Raw genomic sequence first — 18,363 nt, 5'->3', positions numbered from 1 at the left:
CGCCAATATCCGATAGGCGTATTACGTTCACGTAAGCGTGAGGTGCGACAAGCTGTACAGTAACAATTGAGGTTCGGGATGGCGCTGCTATTCTTGAATGAGCAATTGGAGGAGAGGGGATCTCATGCGTTTGGTTCGCATTCTATCGGCTTCGACCGTTCTGGCTGCGGCTATTGGTTCAGCTCAGGCGGGCGGTTTTTCGCGTGGTACTGCTGACACCGACATCCTTTATGAGGATGGTAACTTTAACATGCGTGCAGGTGCGATCATCGTCGTTCCGACGCAGAAGTTTTCCAAGTCGACGAATCCGGCTCTTGTGGGTACGGATTATCTGGACACCTATGCCATTCCTTCCGGTGCTGTGAAGTTTAAGGTTTCAGACAATCTCTCATGCGCTGGCACCTATACGGATGTCTATGGTGCTGCCTCGACATACGCTTCGCCCTTCGGTCCGGCGGGCAAGCTGTCAGAGAAATTTACGGTTACCGAATTCGGGGCGACCTGTGCCGTGTTCATGAACATGGGGAAGGGGCGACTTGCCGTCCTGGGCGGGGCGTTTCTTGAAAAGTTCAACTATGACTTCCTCGGTGGCGCGGGTGCTCTTGACGTAGATCTCACGAGCAGTGCCGTGGGGTGGCGGGCCGGTGTCGCTTACGAAATACCGGACATCGCGTTTCGCACCGAGCTTATGTATCGTTCGGGCACGACGCATGATGCCACCGGCAGCGGCAATCTGATGATGGGACCGGGTGTAATCGTCCCGGTACCGGCTGCGGGAAATGGTGAACTTCCGCAAAGTGTGGAATTGAAAGTTCAATCCGGCATCGCACCTGGCTGGCTTGCCTTTGGTTCTGTCCGTTGGACTGACTGGTCTGTTAATGAAACGCTGAACCTCAATGTGACCGGCGTCGGCACCAGCCAGAACCAGTATTACTGGCGGGATGGCTGGACCGTCACCGGTGGTATTGGCCACGCGTTTACAGATAATGTGTCGGGCCTCGTCAGCCTTCAGTGGGACCGTGGCGTCTCGACCGGCTATGATTTCCGCACCGACAAATGGCTTTTGGCCGCCGGTGTCAGCATGAAGGATTCTCTTGGTGGGGAACTCCGCCTGGGCGGTGCTGTATCTTATCTGGCCAGCGCCGAGGCCACGAAGGGGATCGAAATCGGCAATGCCGTGGATTCAGGTTGGGCCGGCATCATATCGGCCAACTACAAGGTCAAATGGTAGGCCCCATTTATCGATATCGAGGGATTGATCCCATTTCCCCCAAGACCCGGCTTCGGCCGGGTCTTTTGGTCTCGGGAAGGAGAAGCGGTCTTCCAGCGGGATGAGCGGGCAGGCGGCGGCGGGTGACAAGACTTGTATTGTGACGGGTTTTGCCGCACATAAGAGCAGTCACCCGATCCGGGCCCCTCTGGCAGGCAAGGCGTTGCCTGTGATGTCGGATCGAACGACAACGCGCAAACGCGGCGCAAACCTCGTATCTCTCCATGACAATGCATGACTGGCTTTGGCCCGGTTTTCTGGCCTTCGTGGCCGTAGTCCTCTTTTTCGATCTCTTCGTTCTCCATCGGCGCGATCACGTCATAACGACGCGTGAAGCGATGAAGACAGTCGCCGGTTACGTCGCACTTGCCATGATTTTCGCCATGGGCGTGTTTTACTTCGGTGGCAAGGACCGGGGCGCGGAGTTTCTGACCGGATATCTGATCGAACAGGCGCTTTCCCTCGACAACATCTTCGTCATCGCGCTCATATTCACTTATTTCAAGGTACCTTCCGAGGCGCAGTATCGCGTGCTCTTCTACGGCATCCTGGGCGCGATCGTGATGCGTCTTTCGCTGATCGTTCCGGGCGTGAAGCTGGTTGATCAGTTTATGGTCATCGGTATGGCGCTGGGGGCGCTTCTCGTCTTCTCCGGCTTCAAGATGATGACGTCCGACGAAGAGATGATCGACCCGGGGGAAAGCCGGATCGTGAAGCTCTTGATGAAAACCGGGCGTGTCACACAGGAATATGAAGGCTCCCGCTTTCTGACAAAGCGCAACGGCGTTCTTTTCATGACGCCGCTTTTCGTCGTTCTGGTGACAGTGGAATTCACGGATCTGATCTTTGCGGTCGATTCCATTCCGGCCGTTCTCGCCATCTCCAACGATCCCTTCATCGTCTTTTCGTCCAACGTGTTCGCGGTGATGGGATTGCGCGCGATGTTCTTCGTTCTCTCCGGCATGATGCGAACCTTCAAGCACCTCAAAACCGGACTCTCTCTGGTTTTGATGTTCATTGGCCTCAAAATGCTGGTTGCGCACTGGATCAAGATTCCCTCACCGCTGGCTCTCTCTGTCACGGTGCTTCTGATCGGAGGCTCGATCGTCGCCTCGATCATCGCGCGAAAGCGTGAGGAACAGGGAATGCAGTCGTGAATCTGCCATGACGGGCAGGGCGCTTTGTGCGCCCTGTTTCCACTGCTGACAGCCCCTGACTGTTGTGCACAGGGCAATGTGTTCATTTGGCAACAGTTTCTCAATAAGCATTCGGTTAAGAATGGGGTGGGACGAAACGCCAATTTCCCGCCATAAACCCGGCGCATCGAAAATGCTCGATGGCGCACGGGTCACAACCGACTGTTCAGGAGAAGTGCCGCGCGCTGCGGCTGGGGTAATTATGGACGCAAAAGCAATTTCGAAAGACAAACTTCCAAGCCGATACGTCACTGTTGGGCCGGCAAGGGCACCGCATCGCTCGTATCTCTATGCCATGGGGCTTTCGGAAGAAGAGATCGCCCAGCCGCTGGTGGGTGTTGCAACCTGCTGGAACGAGGCTGCGCCCTGCAACATTTCGCTGATGCGTCAGGCGCAGGTCGTCAAGAAGGGGGTGGCGGCTGCTCACGGCACACCGCGCGAATTCACTACCATAACGGTGACGGACGGCATCGCCATGGGACACCAGGGCATGAAGTCGTCACTCGTGTCGCGTGACGTCATTGCCGATTCCGTCGAGCTCACCATGCGCGGTCACTGCTACGATGCTCTGGTCGGCCTGGCAGGCTGCGACAAGTCGCTTCCCGGCATGATGATGGCGATGGTGCGGCTCAACGTGCCATCCGTGTTCATTTATGGCGGTTCGATCCTGCCCGGCACCTACCGCGGCCGGCAGATCACGGTTCAGGATGTGTTCGAGGCCGTCGGCCAGCACTCCGTGGGATCGATCTCCGACGAGGATCTGAGCGAGATCGAGCAGGCAGCATGCCCTTCGGCCGGTTCCTGCGGTGCGCAGTTCACGGCCAACACGATGGCAACGGTTGCCGAGGCGATTGGCCTGGCTCTGCCCTATTCCTGCGGCGCGCCTGCTCCTTATGAGATGCGTGACCGGTTCAATTATGCATCGGGTGAAAAGGTGATGGAGCTCATCGCCAAGCAGATTCGTCCGCGCGATATCGTGACCCGCAAGGCTCTGGAAAACGCGGCGGCCGTTGTTGCAGCCTCGGGCGGTTCGACCAACGCCGCGCTGCACTTGCCAGCGATTGCGCATGAAGCGGGTATCGAATTCACACTGTTCGATGTGGCGGAGATCTTCAAGAAGACGCCTTATATTGCCGACCTGAAGCCGGGCGGGAAATATGTTGCAAAGGACATGTTTGAAGCCGGCGGTATCCCGCTCCTCATGAAGACGCTGCTGGAACACGGATATCTGCACGGCGACTGCATGACCGTGACTGGCCGCACAATTGCCGAAAACATGGAGCATGTTCCGTGGAATGCAGATCAGGATGTGGTTCGTCCGGCGAACAATCCGATCACGAAGACCGGCGGTGTGGTTGGCCTTAAGGGCAATCTGGCGCCTGAAGGCGCGATCGTTAAGGTCGCAGGCATGAAGAACCTCACATTTTCGGGTCCGGCGCGTTGCTTCGATTCCGAGGAAGAGTGTTTCGCTGCCGTGACCGAGCGGAAGTACAAGGAAGGCGAAGTACTGGTCATTCGCTACGAAGGCCCGAAGGGCGGACCGGGGATGCGCGAGATGCTCGCAACCACGGCAGCCCTCTACGGTCAGGGAATGGGCGACAAGGTTGCGCTCATCACCGATGGCCGGTTCTCGGGCGCGACCCGCGGGTTCTGCATCGGTCATGTTGGGCCGGAAGCGGCAGCATGCGGGCCAATCGGCCTCTTGAAGGATGGCGATGTCATCACCATCGATGCCGAGGCCGGCACGATTGACGTGGCGCTCAGCGATAAAGAACTCGCAGAGCGCGCAAAGGAATGGAAACCGCGCGAGACGGACTATCAGTCCGGCGCGATCTGGAAATATGCCCAGACGGTTGGACCGGCCCGTGATGGAGCTGTCACCCATCCGGGGGCAAAGAAAGAAACGCACTGTTATGCGGATATTTGAAGCAGGGAAAACAGCTGTTCTTGCCGGTCTGGTGGCGTCCTTTGCGGCGCTGCCGGGCACCGCTTATGCACTGGACGAGAACACTGTTATTCAGGAGCAGGAAAAGCGTAGCCCCTGGGCCGTGTTCCGCTTCGCTTTCTCTGCTTACAAGCGGGGCGACAAGGAAGAGGCCCTTGAAGCCTATCGCTATGCCGCCGAGAACGGTCAGGTTGGTGCGCGCTGGAAACTGGCCCGCATGTATGCCGAAGGTGACGGTGTCGCCCGCAACGATCGGGAAGCGTTCAAGTTTTTTTCTGCGGTGGCTCAACAGGATGTGCGACCGGGCAGTCCGGACGAGACCTATGTTTCGGACGCGCTTGTGGCGTTGGGCAAATATCTGAAAACGGGCATTCCCGATAGCCCGATCCGCGCCAATCCTCTTGCCGCGCAGGAGCATTTCATGCGGGCGGCTGCGACCTACCGGAATCCGGAGGCTCAGTACCAGGTTGGCCGAATGTTTCTGGACGGTGAGGGCGTGGCCCAGAGCGTGCAGCAGGCTGCACGCTGGTTCCAGCTCGCTGCCGAGAAGGGGCACTCGGGCGCACAGGCCATGCTCGGGCATATCCTGTTCGAAAGTGGCCGCGTGGTAAAAGGTCTGGCGATGATGACAGCGGCGCTGGACCGTGCCGCGCCGAACGATGTTGGCTGGATCAGGGCCATGCAGGAACAGGCTTTTGCTCTGGCTGGAGAATCAGACCGGCGCACTGCAATCGCGCTGGCGCATGATCTGCGCGAAAACGGCTTCGATTGATCGGCAACACGGCGGGCGCCTAGTGCCCGCCAGACTGTGCGCGATAACGCGCCACTGTCATTGGGACGGCGTTTTCCAGAAGCTTCGACGTCTGGAAGCAGGCCTGATCGAGAATTTTCCAGGATGAATTGTTGAGAACCATCTCGCACCGAGCCAGGCGCGGTCCGTCCGGCAGTGTGAGGCAGGCTGTTTCTCCCTGACGAAAAGCCGCTCCATTGGCGCGGCACTGGCAATCGGCCGCAGAGGAGCCTGCGACTGGCAGGGAAAGCGTGACCGCCAGAGCGGCGATCCCTAGGTACCGCAACGTGGGCATAACAGGATCATGTTAACACCGGGCGCGGCACGTGGCCATTGACCCGGGTTAATTCGGCCCGGGGCGTTCAGGCTGGGCGCAATTTCAGATCAAGAACGACAGGGACGTGGTCGGATGGCTTTTCCCAGCCGCGCGTGTGCTTTTCAACCGTGACGGCACCTATGTAATCGGCGGCTTCGGGTGAAAGCATCAGATGATCGATGCGGATGCCATTGTTCTTCTGCCAGGCTCCTGCCTGATAGTCCCAGAACGTGTAGACGCCATCATCCTGATTGACTGCGCGCAATGCGTCGGTGAAACCCAGAGCGCCCAGCCGCCGGAAGGCCTGCCGGCTCTCGGGACGAAAAAGGGCGTCGCCCACCCATGCCTCGGGGTTCTTTGCATCTTCTGGTTCGGGGATGACGTTGTAATCACCAGCCAGAACGAGGGGTTCTTCCAGCTTGAGGCGCTCGGCACTCCACTTTTCAAGACGCTCCATCCAGCCGAGTTTGTAGGGAAACTTCTCGCTGTCGACGGGATTGCCATTCGGCAGGTACAGCGAAACGACCCTGAGAACTCCTCTATCGGTGGAAAACACGCCCTCGATAAAGCGGGCCTGCTCGTCACTGTCGTCACCCGGCAGACCGCGATTGACCTCGTCGAAGCGCAGTTTCGAGAGGAGCGCCACACCGTTGAAGCCTTTCTGGCCGTGGGTCTCCACATGGTAGCCGAGCGCTTCGATCGGCTCGCGTGGAAAGAGCTCGTCGACGGATTTGATTTCCTGAAGACAGGCGATGTCCGGACTGGACTCTTCAAGCCAGTGCAGAAGATTGTCGATGCGCGCCTTGACGCCGTTGATGTTCCAGGTAGCGATCTTCATGGGGCCCTTCCACAACTCAACTCTTTCTTAGGTGGGTCGGGAATGCGCCGCAACCGCCTTGTGCAGGATACTGACAGACTGTGCCGAGCGACGCTCCAATCAGGCTTCAGCCTTTCCGGAAGCGAAACGGCAGACCTGACAGGAGGGCGCGCACATAGCGTTTGCGCTGATAGAAGCCGTTGAGTGACACGCGCGGCAGCGCTGTCATAGCGCTGGCGGATGTCCGGGACAGGAGGCCCGGCCTCGTGGTGACTGCGGCGGCAAAACCTGATTGCCGTGCGGCTGCGATCTCGCGTGGACCGACAGCGGACGGATAGCCGTAGGGGTAAGCAAAGGTTGTCGGTCGCGTGCCCACATAGTCGCAAACCTTCGACGCTGAATCATCCATTTCCGTTTTCAGGCGCCTGGCATCCACCTTGGTCAGATTGGCGTGCGTGAGTGTGTGCGCGCCGAAGCGGGCAAGCGAATCTGCGGCGAGCCCGGCAAGTTCGCTGGCGTCCATCGTCAAACGCTCGGTGATTGCCAGCGGGTCTATGCCATGAGCGAATGCCAGAGCGTCGAGCCGGTCAATCGCAGCGTCTTCGTCTTGCGCTTCACTTATGGCGTTTGCCAAACGATCGAACAGCGCGACCCGTTCGGCACGGTGTTCAATGCGCACGCGCGCATCAATTCCGAACGCTGAAAGATCGACATCGTTCGTGTTCATGACGAGTTCCTGAGCGGTCTTCCACCAGATAGACCTACTTCGCTCGACGAAGCCGGATGTGATGAAGACCGTGTAAGGGACAGCCTGCCTCCGGAAAACAGGCGCGGCGAAGCGTGCATTGTCCCGATAGCCGTCATCCAGAGTGAAGCAGACATACCGGCTTGTGTCCCGGGGGTCGGCAAGCCGCTCAGGCAAATCTTCGAGTGCAATGGGTATCAGGCCCTCTTCCCGGCAGACCTGGATGGCCTCTTCAAGGAAGGCGGGCGTTATGCTCAACCAGGCATTTGGCACCCAGCTAGCGGGGCTTTCAGAATCCACATGGTGGAGGGCAAATATGACACCACGTTTTGGGTTGGCCAGAGGCAACCCCAGGTGCAGAGCCAGGGCCGTACCCTCCAAGCCGGCGCGGATCAGCTCGTATCGGGCAGACCTTTTGAGAGCTTGAAGAGAGGGCATCAGGGGTCTGGCGTCTTTCGATCAGTGTGGGCGGCTGAGGAACATCGAGCTCCGGCTTGTTGCCTCAAGCCGAAACAGGCGCGATCCAAGCAGAAAATGTTGAAGAATTCCCTTCGGTAGATGTCTGGCTTCGTGTTGCAATTTGTGCTTGAAATCTGGCTGTCTTTCAAAAAAATATAGATAGATGCGCGCGCGTTTGTGCCCGATGCTTCGCCAAAAAGATTTCAGAAGATCTGAAGCAACCGGGGAACGACATGACACAAACGACGATGAGCGACGGCGATGCAGTGTCGCGCGCGGACTTGAGCAATCCCGAGTATACACCTCCGCTTATTCAGGCGGTGCCACTTGGGATTCAACACGTGCTGGCAATGTTCGTCTCCAACGTGACGCCGGCCATCATCGTGGCAGGTGCAGCCGGTTTCGGTTTCGGGTCGAACTCACCGGATTTTCCCAATCTCATCTACATGATTCAGATGTCGATGCTCTTTGCCGGGATCGCGACACTGTTCCAGACCATTGGTATGGGGCCGGTGGGCGGACGCCTGCCTATCGTTCAAGGCACAAGCTTCGCGTTCCTGCCGGTGATGATCCCCATTGTCGCGGGGCAGGGCGTGGCTGCCATGGGGGCTCTGATGGGAGGGGTCGTCGTGGGCGGTATCTTTCATTTCTTCCTCGGCAGTTTCGTGGGGCGCCTTCGGTTTGCGCTGCCGCCGATGGTGACGGGGCTGATCGTTCTGATGATCGGTCTGTCGCTCATTAAAGTGGGGATTCAATATTCTGCTGGCGGTGTACCTCTGATCGGAAAGCCTGAATATGGCAGTCTGCAGAACTGGAGCGTTGCGCTGGTTGTGGTCGTGGTCACATTGCTCCTGAAGTTCTTCACGCGTGGCATGTGGTCGATTGCCGCTGTGCTCCTCGGTCTGGTCGCGGGCTATATTGTGGCCCTGGCCATGGGCATGGTGAGCTTCTCCAATGTGGGCAACGCATCCTGGGTGGCGATTCCCGTCCCCTTCAAATGGGGCTTCGAGCTGGCTCTGCCGGCCATTATCGGCATGTGTTTCATGGCCGTCATCTCAGCCATAGAGACGGTCGGCGATGTGTCAGGGATCACCAAGGGGGGAGCCGGCCGCGAGGCGACGGAGAAAGAAATCTCCGGCGCTACCTACGCGGATGGGCTCGGTACGGCCATAGCCGGTGTATTTGGTGGTCTGCCAAACACCTCGTTCAGCCAGAATGTCGGTCTTATCTCCATGACGGGTGTGATGAGCCGGCATGTGGTGACCTATGGTGCGATTTTCCTGATCCTGTGCGGGCTCATGCCGAAGGTTGGAGCGGTGATTTCGACAGTGCCGATCATGGTGCTCGGCGGAGGCGTCATCGTGATGTTCGGCATGGTCGCGGCGGCCGGTATCAATATGCTGTCGGACGTACACTGGAATCGCCGAAACATGGTGATCTTTGCCGTTTCACTCTCTGTGGGGCTGGGGTTGCAGCTCGAACCGGGGGCGTTGCAGCATCTTCCGAAGACCGCGCAGATACTCATGACTTCCGGCCTCTTGCCGGCTGCCTTCCTGGCAATTGTCTTGAACCTTATCCTGCCACAGCACGCCGGTGCGGAACGGAATAGCTGAACCGCAACTGACCCGTTAGACGAAAAGCGCCGCGGAAAAATACGCGGCGCTATCCCGGAAAAACGGTGGTTTGGGAAGAAAGCTCAGATCGAGAAGCTGGTTCCGCACCCACAGGATGCAACGGCGTTGGGATTCCTGATCTGGAAGGACTGACCGATCAAGTCATCGACAAAGTCGATCACCGATCCACCCATATAAACGAGCGACAGATCGTCAATGAGGACGGTTGCTCCATCCCGCTCGATGGCGTGATCGTCTTCATTGCGCTGGTCCGTGAGATCAAAAGCATAGGAAAAGCCAGAGCAGCCGCCACCTTCCACCGAGACGCGCAGAGCAATCTTGCCCGGCTCGTCCTTCAGAATCGTTGCGATGCGCTTTGCCGCAGCTTCCGTTAGTTCAACGCTCTTCATTTCCGTTCCCGCGTCCATGCCCATGATGGTTGTCCTGACGGTCACCTTGCGTTCGTATTCATTGAATAGGTATGAAGCCGAAGGCGGCAAGTCAACCTGAGCGACGCGGTCGGATTTCAGGCGAGGACAAAGGCAGGCCGGGGCGGGCTGCCCGAAAGGATGTTGCGGAGCATGGGAACGGAACAGGGTTTGAAAAATATCGGTTTCGGCTATCGTCCGCGCGCCGCATACGCGACAGACCCGGCGGCCTCGCGCGGCCGGCTTGTGATGGAGCCCGAGAGCCCGACACGAACACCTTTTCAGCGCGACCGGGACCGGATCATCCATTCTACGGCGTTTCGTCGCCTTAAGCACAAGACGCAGGTCTTTATCGCTCACGAGGGCGACCACTACCGCACGCGCCTGACCCACTCCATTGAAGTGGCGCAGATCGCGCGTGCTCTTGCGCGCGCGCTTTGTTGCGATGAGGATCTCGCCGAGGCCATCGCTCTGGTGCATGACTTCGGCCACACGCCCTTTGGGCACACGGGAGAGGACGCGCTCGACGAACGCATGGCACGGTGGGGTGGTTTCGACCATAACGCGCAGTCTTTGCGGATCGTGACCGAACTTGAAAGCCGCTATGCAGAGTTCGATGGTCTCAATCTGTCGTGGGAAACCCTGGAGGGGCTGGTCAAGCACAATGGCCCGCTCACGAATGGTGAGGGCGAAGGGCTCGATGGTCCTGTTCCGCAATCCATTCTCGACTATGTCGCCCGCCACGACCTGGAACTGGCCCGTTTTGCCGGGATCGAAGCGCAGTGCGCGGCGATTGCGGATGACATTGCCTACAACGCGCATGATATCGATGATGGTTTGCGTTCCGGGCTCCTGACGCTTGAAATGCTGGAAGCGGTCGGTCTGCCGGGACAGATTCTTGGAGAGGTCGAACGCCGATATCCCGGCCTTGATCCGGTGCGCCGTGGGCACGAGCTCATGCGCAGGCAGATAACGGCGATGGTGGAGGATGTGATCGTGGCTTCGCGACAGCGGCTCGAGGTTCTGAAACCTGCCAATACGGACGCTGTGCACGATGCAGGTTTCACGATTGTTGCATTCTCGGATCACATGGCGGCGGAAGAAAAGGAACTGAAGCGATTTCTCTATGCCAATCTATATCGCCATGAGGCGGTTGTGGCGGTCCGTGCGCATGCAGACCGGATCGTAAAGGACCTGTTCGACGCCTATTTCGACAATCCGCGTGAGATGCCCGAGGGGTGGCGAGATGGCCTTGATATGGCAGAGGATGCCGAAAAGGCCCGGCTGGTGGCCGATTTTCTCTCCGGCATGACAGACACCTACGCGGTGAAAGAGCACCAGCGCCTGTTTGACCAGACTCCTGAATTGAGCTAGTGCCAACCGCAATTCCGCCGCGGTGCGGACGACAAAGATCTTTTTTTCAGGACATCGTCCATGAACATTTTCGCCGATTTCACAGATCGGGTCGCCAAGACCATTGAAGCTCTCAATCTGCGTACAAGCAGCGGTGAGGCGCTTGACCTTTCGCGCGTGGCCGTCGAACCACCGCGTGATGCAAGCCATGGCGATGTGGCAACCAATGCGGCCATGGTGCTGGCAAAGGCCGTCGGTGAGAATCCGCGGGCACTGGGTGAGAAGATCGCCAAAGCATTCGAGGCCGATCCCGACGTGGCCGCGGCCACGGTGGCGGGACCAGGTTTTGTGAACCTGAAGCTGAGCGACGGTTTCTGGCAGGCGCGGCTCGGCGAAATTCTGGATCTTGGCACCGATTATGGCCGCTCGCAGATGGGACGGGGCGAGAAGGTGAATGTCGAGTATGTTTCGGCAAACCCGACCGGCCCCATGCATGTAGGACATTGCCGTGGCGCGGTGGTGGGCGATGCGCTTGCCAATCTCCTGTCGTTCGCAGGCTATGACGTGGCGCGGGAGTATTACATCAACGATGCGGGCGTGCAGATCGACGTGCTTGGACAGTCGGTGATGTTGCGCTACCGCGAGGCGCTGGGTGAGAAGATCGACGAAATTCCCGCGGGTCTTTACCCGGGAGATTATCTCAAACCGCTGGGCCAGGAGCTTGCCGGGGAATTCGGCACGAAACTTCTGGAAATGCCCTCCGCCGAAGCGATGACGATCGTCAAGGACAGGGCTGTCGAAAGCATGATGGCAATGATCCGGGACGATCTCGCCGCACTGAACATTCGCCATGACGTGTTTTTCTCTGAGCGCTCGCTGCATGCAGGTAATGGCGGGATGATCCGGTCGGCGATCAATGACCTGACCATGAAGGGGCATGTCTACAAGGGTAAATTGCCGCCACCCAAGGGGCAGAAGCCTGATGAGTGGGAGGATCGCGAACAAACGCTTTTCCGATCAACTGAAGTAGGCGACGATATTGATCGCCCATTGATGAAATCGGATGGCAGCTTCACCTATTTCGCGGCTGACGTGGCCTATATGAAGGACAAGCTGGACCGGGGCTTTGAGCACCTGATCTATGTGCTTGGCGCCGACCATAGCGGCTATGTGAAACGGTTGCAGGCCGTTGCCCGGGCCCTGGCCAGGGACAAGGTGGACCTGACGGTGCTTCTTTGCCAGCTGGTGAAGCTGTTTCGTGGCGGCGAGCCTGTGCGCATGTCCAAGAGGGCAGGGGAGTTCGTCACGCTTCGGGAGGCGGTGGACGAGGTGGGGCGTGATCCGATCCGCTTCATGATGCTGTATCGCAAGAACGACGCCTCGCTCGATTTCGACTTTGAAAAAGTGACGGAACAGTCCAAGGACAATCCTGTCTTTTATGTGCAGTACGCGTCCGCGCGAAGCCACTCGGCATTCAGGCAGGCAAGCGAGCAACTCGGCGTGAAGGAGTTCAGCCGTTCCGAGATGAAGGCCCAGCTTGGCAAGCTTACCGATGAAGGTGAAATGGCCTTGGTACGCAAGCTGGCGGAGTACCCCCGACTTGTCGAAAGCGCCGCCCAGGTGATGGAACCGCACAGGTTGGCATTCTATCTCTATGATCTGGCAAGCCTGTTCCATGCGCAGTGGAACAAGGGCAGCGAGACAGCCGACTTACGTTTTGTTAAGGTTAACGATCCAGAATTGACCTATGCCAGACTGGGTCTGGTGCAGGCAGTTCGCGATGTGTTGACATCCGGGCTTGCGTTGATCGGGGCCGAGGCGCCTTCTGAGATGCGCTGACCCCATCCCGAAAGGGGTGCGGTAGTCTGTCACCTTTTGCCCACATTGCGCTGGTACCCGACAATTGTACGACGTCGCGGGCGTCTACCGAGTGTGAGTGCGGAAAAAAGCATGGCAGATCATAGCTCGAACCAACGCGCGGATAGCGCCGTTTTTTCTGAGGACGACCCATTTGCGGAACTGACCCGCATTATGGGCCACGATCCACGGCGCGCCGAGGCGTCCGGCAATGAGGCCGAGCAGGAGGGCGATGACCTCGCGCTTGAGCTCGAGAACGAATTGCTTGGCGATCTGGCAGAGTTTTCCGACGAGGTTCATGAGGAAGCAGTTCCCCACGACGACTGGCAGCCTCAGCCATCGAGCGACTGGCGTTTCGATGCTGATGAGGCGGCGCAGGCTCCTGACGAGCCTGCAGTTGATATTGCGGCCGATATGGCCGACGAACTCGACGAGAGTTTTGCTGCCAGTTTTGAAAGCGAAATGCGTCTGGAACCTGCTGACGACCTGTCGGCGGCTTCGACCCTGGAGGAAGAAGATATCAGATCTTCTGAGCCCTCAGAAAGCCTTGATGAGCAGCGCTTTGAATCTGAAGCGGCGGAGCCGCACTTCTCCGGCTTTGATCTGGATATGACCGATTCCAGTGCCCCTGTTGCCGAAACAGGGTTGGCCCGTGAAGAGCGGGTGGAAGGGGCAGCGGAGGGTGATGACCTGGCCTTCAGCGATCAGGACTTCGCTCAACTAGACAATGAGCTCGAAGCCTCCCTTGCCAATGAGGATTGGTTCCGTTCAGAGAACGAGGTCGCAGATCAGACCCTCGAAACCACGGATGCCGAGGCTTCTTTTGCGCATCAATCCGACGATGCGGCGATTGACGAGAAACAGGAAACACCCGAACCCGAGGATTTTTTTGAGCCGCAGAGTGCTGCAACTGATTACCCTGCGGAGTTCGATGATATGGAAGACACCGGGCAATCTGAAGTTCCGGTGAGTTTCGATCCGGCTGCAGACTCAACCGCCAGTGCAGACCCGTTTCTTTCGCCACAGGCTTTCGCCTCCTCGATCGCTCAGGGAACCGAGCGGACCAGTGCGGTCGCCGGAGATGTCGCGTACGAAGACCACGATTTTACCGCGAGTCTTGAAGAGCAGCTTTCGGCAGGGGCTGCCGATGAAATGTTGCCTGTGGAGCCGGCCATGCAACCGCAGGCGGACGAGAGCCTGCAGGGCGAGAGCGCGTGGGATGTATTCGAGGCCGTTGAGCCGAATTCAGAACTGCCGGTCGAGGATGATCCAGTGGATGCCACTCTGTCTGCGCCTTTCTGGCAGCAGCCGGAGCATTCTCCTGGCACCCGGTCCCCGGCAACCGAACCATCCGTGCCGCATATCGACACTGTCGATGTGCCGGGAAATGAACGGGTGCAGGTAGAGGACGCTGCTCATATTCCTGAGTTCGTAAGCGAACCCGAGCGCATGCCCGAGGCGGAATCGGACGATCTGGAGCTAGCTTTGGCACGAGCCTTTGGAGACAGCGAAAGTCTCCCCGCCGCAGCACCCAGGGATGTGAGCGACGAGCCTTTTGCAACCGTGCCCGACGACGCATATACCGCTGCTGCCCTGCAACCGGGAGAGCAAGCCCGGGACGAGGAAGATTTCGGCTTTGAAACTGCCTTTGCAGACAGTTTTTCCGAGCCGGAGAGCTTTGCAAAGCGCGACGAAGAGGGCGCGAGCGACAATACACAATCGGACGCCTCGGACGCCTTCGTGGTTTCGGATATGAACTCCTGGGGAGAGGCTTCGGGAGAATTCGAGCGGGGACACGGTTCTTTTGCTCCAGAGACCGCAGCCGGCGTGGCAGCGCGTCCCGGGCTACTCGCGAGCCGTCGCAACCTTGCAATGCTTGGGGTGGCGGGTGGCGTTGCCATTCTTGCGCTTGTCGGTTTTTTCGCCTTCAGCGGCGGTGGCGAAGACAATTCCGCGCCGGTGGTGGTCCGGGCCGATGACGAGCCCATCAAGGTAAAGCCGGAAAATCCTGGCGGAGAACAGGTCCCCAATCAGGATAATCAGGTCTATCAGAGGGTATCTGGCGCCGAGGCAGGCGGAGACCCGGTACAGGAGCGGCTTGTTTCGACGGCAGAGGAACCGGTTGATGTGCCGCAAGCCACGCCAAAGTCGGAGGAGCGGCTGACGCCGGGCGCCGGTGATACGGTCACTCCGACAAGCGAGCCGGTGACGGCAATGACGCCGCGCCGCGTGCGCACCATGGTGGTTCGCCCGGACGGGACTATCGTTCCTCGTGAGCCGGAGGCGCCGGCGCAGGACACCGAAACTGCCGTGGCAACCGGCAATGACGCCGTTGTTGGTCAGCCGGTTCCGGCTGCGGATGCACGGCAGCAGTCTGGTCAGGAGACACCCGCGGATGCACGGCTGGCAAGTGCAGATCCGCTAAGTGAACCAGCCGTGGAGACAAATGCTCCGGCGGCTAGCGTCCCCGACACCGCGCCCGTCCCACCCTCCCGCCCAGCAGCGCCTCCGTCGCAGCCGCAGCGGTCCGTTGAAACAACTCAGCCCGCTCAGGTGGCGGCGGCGCCCAGCCAGCCAGCGCAACCCGTCGCGCAGGCACCGGCACCTGTGACCTCCAGTGCGGATGGCTGGTCTGTACAAATTTCGTCACAGCCAACCGTGGAAGCGGCGCAAAAATCCTACCAGGATATGGCGCAGCGTTATGGAAGCCTATTGACAGGAAAAGGGGTCAACATCGTCAAGGCTGATATCGCGGGAAGGGGAACATACTACCGCGTCCGCATTCCTTCATCCTCGAAGGACGACGCAATCCGCCTTTGCTCGCAGCTCAAATCGGCCGGCGGAAGCTGCTTCGTTTCGAAGTGACGTCGAACCACGACGATCCAGAACCGCCGCCATTGTGCGGCGGTTTTTTGTTTTCTTTTCCAGATTCCTCTGCCCGGCTATCCTGATGTCATGAGCGAATCAAAATCCATGATCCTCGGCGCGACCGGGAAAACACTGACTGCAGATGAAATCGCCTTCTATCGCGATGAGCGCCCATGGGGGTTTATCCTGTTCGCGCGAAATATTGGCGAACCCTCACAGGTAAGCGATCTTGTCGCATCCATGCGTGAAAGTGTCGGGAGACCGGATGCACCGGTTTTCATCGATCAGGAGGGGGGCAGGGTGCAGCGCATGCGTCCTCCGCTGGCGGCGAATTACCCCACAGCGCGTGAACTGGGCCGGGTTTTTGCAAGGGACCCGGCACTGGGGGTGCGTGCGGCCTGGCTGATGTCGCGTCTTCATGCAATGGATCTCAGGCGTTACGGGATCACTGCGGACTGTCTTCCGGTGCTCGACGTCCCCATTTCAGGTGCGCATGACGTGATCGGGGACCGCGCCTACGCTCATGACCCGCAGACGGTGATCGCACTCGGACAGGCGGCGAGTGACGGGCTGATGGCGGGGGGCGTTCTTCCCGTGATGAAGCATATACCGGGTCATGGGCGGGCCTTTGCGGACAGCCACAAGGCACTGCCCGAGGTGACGGCGTCACTGGAGGAACTGCGCACACACGATTTCGTGCCTTTCAAGGCGCTGGCTGACCTGCCGATGGCGATGACCGCGCATATTGTCTTCCATGCGGTAGATCCCGAACGCCCGGCAACCACATCCGGGAAGGTGGTGCGCGACATCATCCGTGGGGAGATCGGCTTCGACGGACTCCTCATGAGCGACGACGTGTCCATGCACGCACTTTCTGGGGATTTCTCAGAACGGGCCGAAGCAATCCTTGCGGCGGGCTGCGATCTCGTCCTTCACTGTCACGGCATTATGCCGGAAATGCAGGCTGTCGCCGAAAAGGCGCCTGAATTGTCGGGCAAGAGCCTGGAGCGGGCCAATCGTGCACTGGCTTGCCTCAATCCGGGGGACGATACGGAAGAATTGGCCGCGCGCGCGGAATTCGAGGAGTGCTTCGCGGCGGTCGCTTGACGATAAGGGTCAATGACGCTTGGCGCAGAACGCTGAAAAGACGGCCGTCAAACCGGCACCCATGGACAAGCTGTGGGACGATCAGGCAAAGGAGCGTGGTGTCTCCGAGCCTGCGCTGACGGTTGACGTCGACGGTTTTGAAGGTCCGCTCGACCTGCTTCTCCATCTGGCGCGGACGCAGAAGGTGGATCTGGCGCGGATTTCCGTGCTGGCCCTGGCCGAGCAATACATCGCTTTCGTCGAAAAGGTCCACAAGATGCGGCTGGAGCTGGCCGCCGACTACCTGGTGATGGCGGCCTGGCTCGCCTATCTGAAATCCCGCCTGCTGATCCCCAAAAAACCGGAGGACGAAGAGCCGACCGGTGAGGAAATGGCAGCACTTTTGCAGTTTCGGCTGAAACGCCTGGAAGCGATGCGAGATGCAGCGGCCCGACTCGTTAATCGCAATCGCCTGGGCCGGGACGTGTTTGCCCGTGGAATGCCGGAACCGGTGATCGTTCAGAAGGAAAGCGCTTTTGCGGCCTCGCTCTACGACCTTCTCACCGCTTATGCCTCGCAGCGTCAGCGCCGTGCGGTTACCAATGTGCGCATTGCCAAGCGGGGTGTCTGGTCGCTCAAGCAGGCGCGTGAAATCCTTGTTCGAATGATCGGCGAATTCGGCGACTGGACTGCGCTCGATCATTTTCTCATCCGCTACATGACCAATGCGGAGGACCGGGCGACAGCAACTGCAAGCTCTTTCGCCGCCTCTCTTGAACTGGTGCGGGAAGGAGCGCTCGAAATTCGCCAGCAGGAGCCTTTCGCCCCCGTCTATATGCGGACGGGCAAGAAGGCGCCAGCCAGCCTTTTTGAGAACGCCGATGACTGACAACAGCAATGTGGTTCCCTTTGTCGCCAACGAGGGCGAGCAGGAAAACGACACCTCTCAGGCGCGTTCGCCGCATCTCGTCGAGGTCAAACGGATGGTGGAGGCCATTATCTTCGCAAGCGCGGAACCGGTGGCCGAAAATGCGCTGGCTGAGCGTCTGCCCGATGGAACCGATGTTGCTCAAGCTCTTGCCGAACTCCAGAAAGACTATGAAAAGCGCGGGGTAAACCTGGTTCGCGTTGAAAACAGCTGGGCCTTTCGAACGGCAAGCGATCTGTCGTTTCTAATGAACAGGAACGCTGTTCAGCAGCGCAAATTGTCGCGTGCCGCGCTCGAAATGCTCGCGGTCATCGCCTATCACCAGCCGGTGACACGCGCCGAGATTGAGGAAATTCGCGGTGTCGAGACATCCAAGGGCACGCTCGACATTCTGCTTGAAACGGGCTGGGTCAAGATGCGCGGTCGCCGCCGCACACCCGGACGCCCGGTAACCTACGGAACCAGCACGGAATTTCTGGATCACTTTGGGCTGACGGAACTGCGCGATCTACCGGGCATCGATGAGCTGAAAGGGGCCGGGCTGCTTTCTGCCAGAATGCCGGCCAATTTCTCGGTGCCGCAGCCAATGAGCGATCCGGACGAACTCACAGAAGATGAAGATCCGCTGACGGATATCGACCTGGAAGAACTTGGTCTGTTGACACCGCTCGCTGAGGATGATTGACGGAAGT

15 protein-coding genes are annotated in these 18,363 nt (G+C 58.9%); 11 read left to right on the top strand and 4 right to left on the bottom strand.

All coding sequences use genetic code 11. The features are described 5' to 3' along the window. Positions 1-124: 124 nt before the first annotated feature. From HF949_RS13765 to HF949_RS13750, 4 genes are all read left to right on the top strand, one after another. Positions 125-1,231: an outer membrane protein transport protein gene (locus HF949_RS13765; RefSeq protein WP_292896146.1), complete on the top strand. Its 1,107-nt coding sequence runs from the start codon at positions 125-127 to the stop codon at positions 1,229-1,231. 263 nt (positions 1,232-1,494) lie between these two features. Next, entirely contained in the window at positions 1,495-2,427 is a 933-nt protein-coding gene (locus HF949_RS13760) for a TerC family protein (RefSeq protein ID WP_292896144.1), read from the top strand. A 241-nt stretch (positions 2,428-2,668) separates the two neighbouring features. Further along, positions 2,669-4,393 (top strand): dihydroxy-acid dehydratase, encoded by a 1,725-nt coding sequence (gene ilvD, locus HF949_RS13755; protein ID WP_292896142.1) that lies wholly within the window; start codon positions 2,669-2,671, stop codon positions 4,391-4,393. Beyond that, the gene (locus HF949_RS13750; protein WP_292896140.1) at positions 4,380-5,183 is read left to right on the top strand and encodes a tetratricopeptide repeat protein; all 804 of its coding nucleotides are present in this window, start codon (positions 4,380-4,382) and stop codon (positions 5,181-5,183) included. The genes ilvD and HF949_RS13750 overlap by 14 nt, the downstream gene beginning before the upstream one ends. Before the next feature lie 19 nt (positions 5,184-5,202). Here HF949_RS13750 and HF949_RS13745 read toward each other — a convergent pair whose 3' ends face one another. The 3 genes from HF949_RS13745 to HF949_RS13735 form a co-directional block, all read right to left on the bottom strand. Beyond that, positions 5,203-5,496 (bottom strand): hypothetical protein, encoded by a 294-nt coding sequence (locus tag HF949_RS13745; protein WP_292896138.1) that lies wholly within the window; start codon positions 5,494-5,496, stop codon positions 5,203-5,205. 67 nt (positions 5,497-5,563) lie between these two features. Then, a complete protein-coding gene (xth, locus tag HF949_RS13740) occupies positions 5,564-6,355 on the bottom strand; it encodes an exodeoxyribonuclease III (RefSeq protein ID WP_292896136.1) in 792 nt (263 codons plus the stop codon). A 106-nt stretch (positions 6,356-6,461) separates the two neighbouring features. Continuing rightward, on the bottom strand, positions 6,462-7,337 hold the full coding sequence (locus HF949_RS13735) for a polysaccharide deacetylase family protein (RefSeq protein ID WP_292896134.1): 876 nt from the start codon (positions 7,335-7,337) through the stop codon (positions 6,462-6,464). A gap of 434 nt (positions 7,338-7,771) precedes the next feature. Here HF949_RS13735 and HF949_RS13730 point away from each other — a divergent pair, with 434 nt between their 5' ends. After that, entirely contained in the window at positions 7,772-9,151 is a 1,380-nt protein-coding gene (locus tag HF949_RS13730; RefSeq protein ID WP_292896132.1) for a nucleobase:cation symporter-2 family protein, read from the top strand. An 83-nt stretch (positions 9,152-9,234) separates the two neighbouring features. Here the strand turns inward: HF949_RS13730 and erpA are convergent, their stop codons facing one another. Beyond that, the gene (erpA, locus tag HF949_RS13725) at positions 9,235-9,585 is read right to left on the bottom strand and encodes an iron-sulfur cluster insertion protein ErpA (RefSeq protein WP_292896130.1); all 351 of its coding nucleotides are present in this window, start codon (positions 9,583-9,585) and stop codon (positions 9,235-9,237) included. A gap of 147 nt (positions 9,586-9,732) precedes the next feature. On the opposite strand from erpA, the gene HF949_RS13720 reads away from it, so the two are divergent. The 6 genes from HF949_RS13720 to scpB all read left to right on the top strand — a co-directional run bounded on the left by HF949_RS13720 (position 9,733) and on the right by scpB (position 18,356). Next, entirely contained in the window at positions 9,733-10,953 is a 1,221-nt protein-coding gene (locus HF949_RS13720) for a deoxyguanosinetriphosphate triphosphohydrolase (RefSeq protein WP_292896128.1), read from the top strand. A gap of 60 nt (positions 10,954-11,013) precedes the next feature. Further along, a complete protein-coding gene (gene argS / locus HF949_RS13715; RefSeq protein ID WP_292896126.1) occupies positions 11,014-12,771 on the top strand; it encodes an arginine--tRNA ligase in 1,758 nt (585 codons plus the stop codon). 111 nt (positions 12,772-12,882) lie between these two features. Continuing rightward, complete coding sequence (locus tag HF949_RS13710; protein WP_292896125.1) at positions 12,883-15,654, top strand: SPOR domain-containing protein; 2,772 nt, start codon at positions 12,883-12,885, stop codon at positions 15,652-15,654. A 90-nt stretch (positions 15,655-15,744) separates the two neighbouring features. After that, entirely contained in the window at positions 15,745-16,764 is a 1,020-nt protein-coding gene (gene nagZ / locus HF949_RS13705) for a beta-N-acetylhexosaminidase (RefSeq protein ID WP_292896123.1), read from the top strand. 61 nt (positions 16,765-16,825) lie between these two features. After that, the gene (locus HF949_RS13700) at positions 16,826-17,632 is read left to right on the top strand and encodes a segregation and condensation protein A (protein ID WP_292900200.1); all 807 of its coding nucleotides are present in this window, start codon (positions 16,826-16,828) and stop codon (positions 17,630-17,632) included. Further along, on the top strand, positions 17,625-18,356 hold the full coding sequence (scpB, locus tag HF949_RS13695; protein WP_292896121.1) for an SMC-Scp complex subunit ScpB: 732 nt from the start codon (positions 17,625-17,627) through the stop codon (positions 18,354-18,356). Before HF949_RS13700 ends, scpB begins: the two co-directional genes overlap by 8 nt. Positions 18,357-18,363 lie beyond the last annotated feature (7 nt).

The sequence above is a fragment of the Nitratireductor sp. genome (genome assembly GCF_017794765.1).
Classification (GTDB): domain Bacteria; phylum Pseudomonadota; class Alphaproteobacteria; order Rhizobiales; family Rhizobiaceae; genus Nitratireductor.
The sequence above is the reverse complement of the archived record's forward strand: the minus strand, read 5'-3'. Positions and strand labels throughout refer to the sequence as shown.

Coding starts and splice junctions, on each gene's coding strand:
- argS (WP_292896126.1), top strand. CDS start 11,014: ATGAACATTTTCGCCGATTTCACAGATCGGGTCGCCAAGACCATTGAA.
- scpB (WP_292896121.1), top strand. CDS start 17,625: ATGACTGACAACAGCAATGTGGTTCCCTTTGTCGCCAACGAGGGCGAG.
- ilvD (WP_292896142.1), top strand. CDS start 2,669: ATGGACGCAAAAGCAATTTCGAAAGACAAACTTCCAAGCCGATACGTC.
- HF949_RS13720 (WP_292896128.1), top strand. CDS start 9,733: ATGGGAACGGAACAGGGTTTGAAAAATATCGGTTTCGGCTATCGTCCG.
- nagZ (WP_292896123.1), top strand. CDS start 15,745: ATGAGCGAATCAAAATCCATGATCCTCGGCGCGACCGGGAAAACACTG.
- HF949_RS13765 (WP_292896146.1), top strand. CDS start 125: ATGCGTTTGGTTCGCATTCTATCGGCTTCGACCGTTCTGGCTGCGGCT.
- erpA (WP_292896130.1), bottom strand. CDS start 9,585: ATGGGCATGGACGCGGGAACGGAAATGAAGAGCGTTGAACTAACGGAA.
- HF949_RS13760 (WP_292896144.1), top strand. CDS start 1,495: ATGACAATGCATGACTGGCTTTGGCCCGGTTTTCTGGCCTTCGTGGCC.
- HF949_RS13710 (WP_292896125.1), top strand. CDS start 12,883: ATGGCAGATCATAGCTCGAACCAACGCGCGGATAGCGCCGTTTTTTCT.
- xth (WP_292896136.1), bottom strand. CDS start 6,355: ATGAAGATCGCTACCTGGAACATCAACGGCGTCAAGGCGCGCATCGAC.
- HF949_RS13700 (WP_292900200.1), top strand. CDS start 16,826: ATGGACAAGCTGTGGGACGATCAGGCAAAGGAGCGTGGTGTCTCCGAG.
- HF949_RS13730 (WP_292896132.1), top strand. CDS start 7,772: ATGACACAAACGACGATGAGCGACGGCGATGCAGTGTCGCGCGCGGAC.
- HF949_RS13750 (WP_292896140.1), top strand. CDS start 4,380: ATGCGGATATTTGAAGCAGGGAAAACAGCTGTTCTTGCCGGTCTGGTG.
- HF949_RS13745 (WP_292896138.1), bottom strand. CDS start 5,496: ATGCCCACGTTGCGGTACCTAGGGATCGCCGCTCTGGCGGTCACGCTT.